Source organism: Spiroplasma sp. ald (genome assembly GCF_044714355.1).
Lineage (GTDB): Bacteria > Bacillota_I > Bacilli_A > Mycoplasmatales > Mycoplasmataceae > Spiroplasma > Spiroplasma phoeniceum.
Genome location: NZ_RXFY01000028.1, coordinates 1 through 11,463 on the forward strand (window position 1 = coordinate 1; position 11,463 = coordinate 11,463).

The 11,463-nt window shown below is 29.1% G+C and carries 11 protein-coding genes; 1 reads left to right on the forward strand and 10 read right to left on the reverse strand.

The window, feature by feature from the left end; genetic code table 4:
• Nucleotides 1–12: 12 nt before the first annotated feature.
• From thrS to EHU54_RS02465, 10 genes are all read right to left on the reverse strand, one after another.
• On the reverse strand, nucleotides 13–1,920 hold the full coding sequence (thrS, locus tag EHU54_RS02420; RefSeq protein WP_400248749.1) for a threonine--tRNA ligase: 1,908 nt from the start codon (nucleotides 1,918–1,920) through the stop codon (nucleotides 13–15).
• Between the two features lie 256 nt (nucleotides 1,921–2,176).
• The gene (gene pyk, locus EHU54_RS02425; RefSeq protein ID WP_400248750.1) at nucleotides 2,177–3,613 is read right to left on the reverse strand and encodes a pyruvate kinase; all 1,437 of its coding nucleotides are present in this window, start codon (nucleotides 3,611–3,613) and stop codon (nucleotides 2,177–2,179) included.
• A gap of 53 nt (nucleotides 3,614–3,666) precedes the next feature.
• A complete protein-coding gene (pfkA, locus tag EHU54_RS02430; RefSeq protein WP_400248751.1) occupies nucleotides 3,667–4,650 on the reverse strand; it encodes a 6-phosphofructokinase in 984 nt (327 codons plus the stop codon).
• A 153-nt stretch (nucleotides 4,651–4,803) separates the two neighbouring features.
• Nucleotides 4,804–5,520 (reverse strand): spiralin lipoprotein, encoded by a 717-nt coding sequence (locus EHU54_RS02435; RefSeq protein ID WP_400248752.1) that lies wholly within the window; start codon nucleotides 5,518–5,520, stop codon nucleotides 4,804–4,806.
• 234 nt (nucleotides 5,521–5,754) lie between these two features.
• Nucleotides 5,755–6,390, reverse strand: coding sequence for a hypothetical protein (locus tag EHU54_RS02440; protein WP_400248753.1), 636 nt, complete (start codon nucleotides 6,388–6,390; stop codon nucleotides 5,755–5,757).
• 31 nt (nucleotides 6,391–6,421) lie between these two features.
• Nucleotides 6,422–7,312, reverse strand: a complete 891-nt coding sequence (gene tsf / locus EHU54_RS02445) for a translation elongation factor Ts (RefSeq protein WP_400248754.1) — start codon at nucleotides 7,310–7,312, stop codon at nucleotides 6,422–6,424.
• A 70-nt stretch (nucleotides 7,313–7,382) separates the two neighbouring features.
• Nucleotides 7,383–8,480 (reverse strand): 30S ribosomal protein S2, encoded by a 1,098-nt coding sequence (rpsB, locus tag EHU54_RS02450; RefSeq protein WP_400248755.1) that lies wholly within the window; start codon nucleotides 8,478–8,480, stop codon nucleotides 7,383–7,385.
• A 330-nt stretch (nucleotides 8,481–8,810) separates the two neighbouring features.
• Nucleotides 8,811–9,074 carry a hypothetical protein gene (locus EHU54_RS02455; protein WP_400248756.1) on the reverse strand — a complete coding sequence of 88 codons (264 nt, stop codon included), beginning with the start codon at nucleotides 9,072–9,074 and terminating at the stop codon, nucleotides 8,811–8,813.
• Nucleotides 9,075–9,105: 31 nt separating this feature from the next.
• Nucleotides 9,106–9,627 (reverse strand): hypothetical protein, encoded by a 522-nt coding sequence (locus EHU54_RS02460; protein WP_400248758.1) that lies wholly within the window; start codon nucleotides 9,625–9,627, stop codon nucleotides 9,106–9,108.
• 193 nt (nucleotides 9,628–9,820) lie between these two features.
• Nucleotides 9,821–10,162, reverse strand: coding sequence for a holo-ACP synthase (locus EHU54_RS02465; RefSeq protein ID WP_400248759.1), 342 nt, complete (start codon nucleotides 10,160–10,162; stop codon nucleotides 9,821–9,823).
• 97 nt (nucleotides 10,163–10,259) lie between these two features.
• Here EHU54_RS02465 and rnhC point away from each other — a divergent pair, with 97 nt between their 5' ends.
• Complete coding sequence (rnhC, locus tag EHU54_RS02470; RefSeq protein ID WP_400248760.1) at nucleotides 10,260–11,159, forward strand: ribonuclease HIII; 900 nt, start codon at nucleotides 10,260–10,262, stop codon at nucleotides 11,157–11,159.
• The last annotated feature ends 304 nt before the right edge of the window (nucleotides 11,160–11,463 follow it).

Below are 11,463 nucleotides of genomic sequence, written 5' to 3' on the forward strand. Positions count from 1 at the left end.
AAAATAACTAGGTTATGCAAGAAGTCTATTAATTAAAATAATAAACTTATCAAAAGTAGTAGTAATTTGGTCTTCTTGTCCATAAATTCGATAAGTAATCATTTTTTTATCCCGTTCTTGGTCACCAATCACAATTTGATATGGAATTTTAGCAACTTGTGCTTCTCGAATTTTATAACTTAAACGCTCATCACGATCATCAATCATTGTACGTAATTTTAACTTTTTAAATTGCTGATGTAATTCATTAACATATTCCAAATGATGCTCATTATTAACTGGGATTATGACAATTTGTTTTGGAGCTAATCAAAATGGTAAAACCCCTTTTGTTTTTTCTAATAAAATTGCGATAAAACGTTCATAAGTTCCAATTAAACCACGATGTAACATTACTGGTCTTGCTTTTGCTCCTGTTGCATCAATATAACTTAAATTAAATTTTTTTGGTAATAAAAAATCAAATTGTAGAGTTGAAACAGTAATTTCATGGTTTAATGCTGTCTTAATTTGAATGTCTAACTTTGGTCCATAAAACGATGCTTCGCCAATCATTGGCACATATGGAATTTTTAAATCATCTAATGCTTCTTGTAGCATTTGTTCAGCATGATTTCACATTTGATCATCATCATAATATTTTTCCTTATTTGCTGGATCACGTAATGACAATGAATAATAATCAACAGTAATTTTTAAATCTGTTAAAACTTCATTAATTAATTTAAAACAACGTTTAAATTCTTCTTTTAACTGGTCATGACGTAAAAAGATGTGTGAATCAGTTAATTGCATCATTCGTACTCGCTCGAGTCCTGTTAAGCTTCCCGATGTCTCATAACGATGTAAAATGGCATGCTCAGCAATCCGTAATGGTAATTCACGATAACTACGTTGTTTATAATTATAGACAGCAATATGGTGCGGACATGCCATTGGCCGTAAAACACTAATTTCATTATCTTGTGCCATTGGTGCAAACATATTTTCTTGATAATGATCCCAATGACCAGAAATTTTATACATTTCACTAGTTCCAATAACTGGTGTATCAACCTCAATAAAATCATATTCTCATTCTTTTTCTCGGATATATTCTTGTAGTACTTTTTTTAATGCCATTCCATTTGGTAACCAAATTGGTAAACCAGGCCCAACTAATTTATCAAAAGTAAAGATTTCTAAATCTTTTCCAATTTTACGATGATCGCGTTCTTTTCGCTCTTCATATGCTAATAATATTTGTTCAAATAATTCACGCGAAAAATGTGAACTTCCAGTTAATCGTTGCAACATTTTATTTTTAGCATCATCTTGTCAATACGCTCCTGCTAAACTTCAAAGTTTTAATACTTTAATATGTTTTAAAGTTGTAACTGGATAAGTATTTGGCAAATATAATTCATTGCCAAGTAAGTATCCGGCTTGTTCTGCCCCTGTTTCTAGACAAAAAGTTAATAAATAAGGATTATCCCTATATCATTTTTTTGCATCGGTCAGAGTCCCTAAAACAGGTGTAATAGCAAGATTATTATTAATTAATTTTGTTACTTCCTGTTCTAAAGCACTAAGATCAGTTTCTTTTAAATGTGGTTCAACATCAAAGTCAATTAAAAAGGTATCATCTTGTACCACAATTTTAGCAATTTTAGCGGTTGGATATAAATTAGTAATTGCTTTTGCTACTATTAATGCTGTTGTATTATGCAAAATTGATAAGGCTAGTGGTGATTTATCAGTAATAATTTCTAATGGCCCATCAGTTGTTACTAAATAGTCTAAACTACGAATTTGACCAGCAAAAACCCCACCAAAGGCAGCTTTCCCTAGACTTGATGCAATACTGCTGGCAATAGCATGAATTGTTTGTGGACTTTTAAATTCACGAACTTGCCCATCTGGTAATGTAATTTTAATCATTTGTAATCTTCCTTTCCTAAAAATAAAACTCGCTCCCAATAATTATTAAAACAATAATACTAGGAGCGAGTTCTTCGCGGTACCATCCTAATTAAATTAGGATTTAACCTAATTTATCTTTCACACTTAATAACGAAAAGTGCTTAAACGTAAACTAACCGTTGTTACTAGTAATCTAATCGTTCTTTTATTAAGCTTCCATCATCCTTAACTTGCTGAGAAAAGAGGAAGATTAGACCATGGGTAACTAGTTTAATTATTTAATTGTAATTTCTTTAATTTCTTCGTTGCGCGCAAATAAAATTGTTGAACCAATTTTTGCTCCTCATTTTTTTGCAACTTCACAAATTGCTTTTTCATCTGTTTTAAATGCTTCATAATTATCAACTTTATTCATAAAAATTGAATGCCATGATCCAAAGGCAGTATACAATTCTGGCAGTGGACTAACTCCTAAAATTACTACATTCGGGCGGAATTTTGAAATTGTTTTTAATAATTCTCCGGTGTTTGAAACAACAACAGCATATTCATATTTTCCATCTTTACATTTATTTTCTAATTTTTTAGCAATATCAGCGCGTGGTCCTGTTGTTGAATTCATAGCATCTTCTAATTGCTTTTCATAATATAATTTTGAATAAAATTCATGCTCTGCTCGTTTATTAATCATTGCCATTGTATGAACAGTAATAAATGGATAGTCACCATTTGCTGATTCACCTGATAACATTGTTGCATCAGATCCTAATTCTGTTGCAAAATAAACATCAGTAACTTCTGCTCGTGTCGGCGATGGATTTTCTGTCATTGTTTCTAACATTTGTGTTGCAACAATAACAATTTTTCCTGCTTCACGACATTTACGAATAATAATTTTTTCTCAATATGGAACATCATAATAAGGAATTTCTAAACCTAAATCTCCCCGTGCAACCATAATTCCATCCGATGCGGCAATAATTTCATCAATATTATTAATTCCAATTTGTGATTCAATTTTAGCAATAATTTGAACATGTTCAGCTTTACACTCTTTTAATAATTTTCGAATTTCTTTGATATTACCAGCTGTGTTAACAAATGATGCTGCAATATAATCAATTCCTTGTTCAACTCCAAATTTAATATCATTAATATCTTTTTCAGCTAAAAATGGTAATGTAAAGTCGACCCCCGGTAAATTAATTCGTTTATTTGTTTTAACAATATGATGGTTGAAAGCTTTTGTTTTAATAATTCCTGGCTTAACACCAGTAACATTTAACTGTAATTTCCCATCATCAACTAATACTACGTCACCAACTTTTAAGTCTTGTGACATATCATATGAAACAGTAATTTCCGTTCCAGTTCCTTCACGGCTTTGATATTCCTTTGGTAATGAATAAATTGTAACTGTTGCACCAGCAACAATTTCTTGCTTCCCATCTTTCATTATTCCAACACGAATTTCTGGACCTTTCGTATCTAATAATACTGAAATTGGTTTACCAATTTTAGCACTAACTTCTCGTGCTCACACAATTCGTGCTCCTTGTTCAGCATGATCTCCATGTGAAAAGTTTAAGCGAATTGTGGTCATTCCTGCTTTAAACAGTTCTTCAAGGGCTCTCGCTGAATGGGTACTTGGCCCAATTGTTGTAATAATTTTTGTTCTTTTCATTTTCTCGTTAATATTAAAGTTATCCATTCTCTTGACAATCTCCTTCTAAAAATATTTTACCACCTTATTTTATCGTAAAATTATGATTTTTGATAAATATTCTGATTTAATTCATCAAATTTAGCTCAAATTTCTTTCCGTGATGGTCGTGGAATACTTAATGCTTCCATAATTGGACGAGCAATAATTTGATCACCGTGATTGCCAATTGCTAAACCACCTGCTCCCGCAATAATTTGTTCAACAGCAAATTGTGCCATTTGAAAAGCACGATAACGCTCCATTGCCGTTGGATTACCACCTCGTTGAGTATGTCCTAAAACTGTCGCACGGGTAATATAACCACTTTTACTTTCAACTAATTTTGCTAATTTATGCACATCGGGATAAATCATTTCACTAACAACAATAATAACACTTCGTTTTTGTGTTTGATGTAATGTTGCAACCCGTTCAGCAATTTCTGTCTCAGATAAAGCAGCTTCGTTAATTGAAATAATATCTGCTCCACCAGCAATTCCAGCATATAAAGCAATATCACCACAGGCATGACCCATTACTTCCACAATTGAACAACGATTATGTGATTGCATTGTATCACGCAAGCGATCAATTGCTTCAACAACAATATTAATGGCAGTATCAAAACCAATCGTATAATCTGATGAAGTGATATCATTATCAATTGTTCCTGGTAAAGCAATACAATTAATTCCCATCTCTGTTAACCGTTGCGCTCCTTGATAACTTCCATCACCACCAATAACTACTAATGCTGCAATTCCTTGTTTTTTTAAATTAGCAACAGCTTTTTGTCGTACCTTTGGGTCTTTAAATTCCGGTAAGCGTGCACTACCAATCACAGTCCCCCCTAAACGCATAATACTATCCGCAAAATTATTATCAACAACTTCCATTCAATTATTAATTAATCCTAAATAACCATCACGAATAATATATGTTTCTAATCCTTTAGCATGTGCTGTTTTAATAACCCCTGCAATTGCCGCATTCATTCCTTGTGAATCACCACCAGATGTTAAAATTCCAATTTTTTTAAGCATGCTTTTTCTCCTTCTCTTTTGTTTTTTTTCATCTTGTTTATATTAATTTTAGTTGATATTCTAAGATTGTAAAGATTTTTTTAACTAAAAAGCATAAAAAAAAACACTTTGTAAGTGTTTTTTTATTTTGTTCCAAATAAGAAAAAGTAATTCTTATTTATCTACAGTTGTTAATTTTACATTGAATCTAAATTTACCAGTAATTTTTGCTGAACTATCCTTTGCTTTAACTGTTACTTCAACAGTTTTCTCTGCTGAATAGTCTCCCTCTTCACCAGTATTTGTAATTTCAAATTCACTTTTTTCTACACCTGGTGCTTTCGCTAGTATAGCTTCTAAAACAGCTTGTTCAAGAGCTATATTTTTATTAACTGTTTTTAATTCATTTTCTGTAACTTTTTGTCGATCGTCTACTGTAATTTTTACAGTTTGATCAGGCACTGTTACATCTGAAATATCTGCTTTTGTTACTTCACCATATTTTGGTAAAGTTACTTTAATATATCCTGATTTACCAATAACAACGGTTTTATCTTTTGCTGGAGTAATTTGAACATATACATCAACTTTACCTGCTTTTAAATTAACAGTCTCTTCTAATGCTTTACCTTTGTTGTCTGCATAAAGTTCATATAAAAAGTCAGTTGCTTGTGCTGTTTTTACAACACCTTGTACTGCTTTTAAAACATTAGGATCTAATGCTTTTTTAATATCACTAATTTTTGCATCTTTTGGTTCTACAGTTACAGGTGCTGCAATTGTTTTAACTCTTGATAAGTTGTTACTTTCAGTTTTGTTACATGCGATTACTGATGTTGTCCCTACAGCTGATACACCAAAAACTGCTAAAATCGATAAAAGTCTCTTCATTTCTTATATTTCCTTTCTCTATTAAGTAGTGTTTTTATAAAAGCAAATGTAATTAAAATTACATTGAATATATAAGAGAAAAATAGTATTAATAATAATTATTAATTGCTTCTAACCCTACTTTATACAATTTATATCTTTCTTTTTATTTCCCTTATAAAAACAATTATACAATAAATATTTTTAAAGACAATAAATATTTCTTAAAAGAAAAAAATTTTTCAAATAAATTGTTTAATCTTTTTCTGTATTTTTAGCTTCTTTTGATTCAGAAACCGGTTCTTCGCTTACTTGTTGTTCACTAACTTTTAATTCTGGTTTGGTCTGTTCTGGAACAAATGGCATAATTTCTTGATTTAATAAATTAACATTATTAATCATAAATTGCCCTGCTTGACTTGCTAATGAAAAACGACATTTCTTTTTACTACGGGTTCCTTCGGTATGATAAATTACTAATTGATTTATTTTATCATTGCGTTCAACACGAGTAATTTTTCGAATTAAAATTCGCTCCCCTAAAAAAGCAATTTCCTTTTCATCAATTCCAACAGCAATTAGTTGTAAAAATAAGAAAATATAAACTCCTACCCCAACTGTCAAGCCAAAAACTAACACAATCATAATAATTAATGGTGCAGTTGTTGAGAAATCAATAACAAACTGGAATAAAAATCCAAGAATAACAACTGGTAAATTAATTCCTAACACTGTAAATAAAATAATTAAAATTTTTTTATTAATAAAACGTGCTTTAAATTCTCGTTTTGTAAAACTAATTAAATAACCAATAATTGATAAACTAACTGCAACAAATAAAAATGCTGCCATCGAGATTGCAATTATTGTTCCTTTTTCAGTATTTTCCATTTTTAGGCTTTCCTTTCTATCACAATGATTCTTATTTGCGAACTTGTGCCATTACTTCTGAAGCAAAATCAATTTCTTCTTTTTCAATTCCTTCGCCAACTTCATAACGAATCATATCAACAACATGAACATTATTTGCTTTTATAACATCACTAATTTTTTGATCAGGATTAACAACAAAAACTTGGTCTAAAAATGATATTTCTGCTAATTGTTTATTTAAACGCCCTTCAACCATTTTTTCTAAAATATTATCTGGTTTTCCAGCATTTTTTGGATCATTTTTTGCTTCAGCCGTTAAAATTGCTTTTTCACTATTTAAAAAATCCGTTGAAATATCATCACGTGAAATAAATTGTGGACGCATTGCCGAAACATGCATTGCTAATTGTTTTCCAATTGTTTCATCAATTTTACCACTAAAAGTTAAAACAGTTGCAATGCGATTATTAGAATGTAAATAAAATCCCATTGATTGATCTGCTTTTAAATGAATTATTTTAAAACGACGTAAGGTAATCTTTTCACCAATTGTTGCAATAGCATGAACAATAACAGTTTCTAATGATTCACCATTAACTGATATTTTTAATGCATCTTCCACAGTTTTCGGTTCATTATTAATTAAAGTTTCTCCTACGGTTGCCATTAAATCTAAAAATTGCTTATTTTTTGCAACAAAATCGGTTTCTGAATTAACTTCGAAAATAACTGTTTTATCACCTTTAGTTACTAAACCAACTAATCCTTCAGCAGCAACTCGATCAGATTTTTTGGCCGCTTTGGTAATTCCTTTTTCACGCAACCATGTAATTGCTTCTTCAATCTTTCCATCAGTAGCTTCTAATGCTTTTTTACAATCTAGCATTCCGACTCCTGTTCTATCTCTTAATTTTTTTACTAATTGTGCAGTAACTGCCATTCTAATTCTCCTTTCAAATTTAAGGGTGCTTGTATTGAAACTAACCAGTTAATACAATTTAATTTTTATGTTATTTTTTTACTATTTTATTATCAACAATTGTTAAATGTTTACTTAATTCACTAAACATTTTAGCTTTTTTTGCTTTTGGTAAGGCAAATCCTTCACTAAGAATTTCTAATTCATCAACTTTTAATTTTGATAATGTTTTTTCTAAATCATTATCAACTACATTAATTGTATCGAAATTAAAACTTGGTGGTGGAAATGGAACTGGTTCTTCTTTAACTGCGACAGGTTCTGCTACAGCAGGTGCCTCTTCTTTTCTTGAAGGTTGTACTTTATGTGCCGAATATGTTTCTTTTCCACGTTCATTTCTTCCACTCATTCTTCGATTATCATATTGCCCACCACGTGAATTACGATTGTCATCACCATCACGGCGCGTAAATTCATTTGGTTTAAATTGAGGTTCTCGCATTTTAATTCCCATTGCATCACCATATAAATCAGCAATATGATGAGTAATAATTGCAATTGAGCGTGAAGTATCATCATTTGCTGGAATAATATAGTCAATTGGGTCAGGGTCAACATTTGTATCACAAATAGCAATCACTGGAATTCGTAATTTGCGTGCTTCCCGAACGGCAATATGTTCCTCTTTTGGATCAACCACAAATAATGCTTGTGGTAATTCTTTCATTCCTTTAATTCCACCTAAGAATTTTTCTAATTTATCTTTTTCTTTTTTAATTAACATTTGTTCTTTTTTTGGTAATAATTTTAATTCCCCATTTTTTTCTTGGCGTTCAATATTTCATAATCTTTTAACACGTAAATGAATTGTTTTTAAGTTTGTTAATGTTCCACCTAATCAACGTTGATTAACATAAAAACATTCGCAACGTTCCGCTGCATCCTTAACAATCCACTTGGCTTGTTTTTTTGTTCCAACAAATAAGATTTTTCCCTTACGTGCAGCAATACTTGCCATTAATTTTTTAACATCTTCTAATCTTCATAATGTTTGTTGTAGATCAATAATGTGAATCTTATTCTTTTCACCATAAATGTATGGTTTCATTTTTGGATTTCATCGTTTTGTTTGATGCCCAAATTGAGCACCAGCTTCTCATAACATTTCTCTTGTTAATTCTTTTGCCATATTTCTATTTAATTCTCCTTTTCGTTAAAACACCCATTTATTTCTAACATTTACCACTATCTTATTAAAACAAATAGCACTGGGCAAATGAATCCATAAATGTGTATTGTATATCATTAATTTTATTGAATACAAGCAATAAAATTATAACATATTTTGTTTTAAACAAACAAATAAAAATGTTATTTATCAAAGATAAATAACATTTTTGGCTGTTCATTTGAATTCTGTTCATTCTTCTATTATTGTGTTTTAATTAAAAATTGTTTGTTTTTCAAGGTTTCATAATTTTTAATAAATTAAAAATAAGTAAATCAAAAACAAATATTTTTAATTCAACATTTTTAATGTCCAATGGTTCGGATTAATTTCTTCCTTTGAAAAATTAATTAATGGTAAATTCGGATTAAGTTGTTGCAATGTTAAAATTTTAATTAAATCTAAATTTTCAATTTGATGAATCTCATCTCTTGAGCGAGTTAACATTTGCTGCAAATATAATACCAAAATAAATAAGGCAAATAAATCTACAATTAATGTTGTAATAGAATAAATTTGTTGGAACAATTGACGCAATTTAATATTTTCTTCCAATATTATTGGAATTGATAATTTTGAAGTATTATTAATTAATAATATTGAAAAGAATTAAAATAATAGCAAAACGAATAACATTGCTTTTTTCATCTTGACGGGTTAAAAGACCACATAATTGTAAACTAGCAATAAAAATCGTTATTACTAAAATAGTTAAAATAATAAATAATTCTTTATCATAACGAAGATTTACATCATTAAAATTATTAAGAATAACTGGTCCAATAATAACAAATGGTGAAGCATAAACAATATATAACAAAAGTGAAATTAAACGCCGACTATTGAAAATCATAGCTAGGGTAATCGTTAATTGTACATATGAATATCCTGTTAATAATATTAGATAATAACTTGGATCAATTGAATAATCTGGTACTAACACTAAATTTCAAATTAATTTACTAAAGAAAAAGGTACTAATTCCCCCAATAACTGAAACACAATTTAGTAAACTACGTGAAGCACTAATTTTTTTACTTTTATAATGTAAAAAAGTTCATGATGAAAGAATTGTAAATAAAAAAAGGCAGCAAAAATAAACATTCATAAAAAGAACTTAAAGACACTATCACTGACATATCTATTTTCAAGAATTCATTGACGAATAAAAGGGTTACTACAAAAGTCTTTAAATAAAATATCATCAAATGAATAATTCATTAATGTTTTCTCCCTTTTTTTGTAAATTTCTTCACTATCATTATACTCTACTTTTGCAGAAAAAAAAAGAAAAACAATTATTAAAAAGTTGAAAAAATGGCAAAGCCAACGCTATACTCTCGCTCATGACTAATTGAAACATGAACAAGTTCATTTTGTTCTAATGAAAGTCCTTCAACATGAAGGTTATTATCATCTTTTAAACAAATTGTTACTTGGTTTAAAATTAACTTACTTTCTAATGCTTTAACTAAAGCTTCTTTTACCGCTCATCGTCCTGCTAAAAATTGTCGTTGAGCATTTTTATCAAAAAAAGTTGCATATTGTTTTATTTCAGCTGGACTTAATACTTTTTGAATGAATTCTGTCGATAATTTAATTCGTTTATTTTGAATAATATCAATACCAACATTTTTAATCATAATTTTTTCCTCCGTTTGATAACTTACTAATATTTTAACAAAAAAGGTTAAAAAACGATATAATAATTTTATAAAAGAAAATAATGAGGGCCATCATATGAATAATATCAGTTTTAAGAAAGTTGATTCCACAATTATTAAAGCAATTATTACTACTTATCAAAATTATGCAATTCATAATACAGATTCCAATAAAACTAATGTTTTTAATAAAAATGGGATTATTATTACAATTTATAAAACAAATAGTGTTTTGTTTCAAGGCTATCAAGCTGAAAAAGAAGCAAAACGTTTTTTTCCAACCTTAATGAGTCCTTTACCAAATAAAAATGTTTCTATTCCAATGACATATTTTCAAAAAAATGTGATTGGTAACGATGAAGTTGGTGTTGGCGATATTTTTGGCCCGCTAGTTGTTACTTCTTCTTATCTTCCGCTTGCAACTTTTAATGAATTAGCAAAGTTACCAATTAAGGATAGTAAAAAGATGACAAAACAGCAGATTTTAAGTTTAGCCCCAATAATTAAAAAAATGGTCAAAAGTGTTACTATTATTATTAATAATGAACTTTATAACAAATGATATGCTAAATATCAAAACGCTCATATTATTAAAACCTTAGCGCATAATCAAGCTTTAGTCCAATTATTAGCAAAACATCAGTTGAATAATAAAACAATTTTTATTGACCAATTTGTTAACCAAACAAAATATTTTGAATATTTACAAAAAACTAAAACAAGTACAATTATCAAAGATAACCTTGTTTTTATTACTAAAGGAGAAGAAAAATCATTAGCCATTGCTTGTAGCGCGATTTTAAGTCGTGCCGCCTTTCTAATTAAAATTAATGAACTTGCAACAAAATATCATTTATCGTTTCCCTTAGGGGCTAGTGAAGATGTTAAAGCACTAGCACGTAAATATAAAAAACTGCTTCCAGCAACTACTTACACTCAATTTTTAAAAGAACATTTTAATTTAACAAAAAAATAATCCTTCTAGAAAGATTATTTTTCATCTTCATCAAAAGCAATTATTTCATTGTGTAGAATAAACGATGAAATAGGACAAAAAAATCAACCCTTATTGGGTTGATTTTTTTATTTAAAAATTAACTCTAAAAAATAATTTGAAAGTGAGGTAATGATAATTCAACAACAACAAATATGTGATGTTAATGATTGTTATAAAGTAATATCATTCATTACCCAAGAATTTTTATCAAATAAAGTTTTATGAACTTGTGAAAAACATAAATATTTATTGAATAAAGTAAAAGATAAAAAACAAAAGCGGT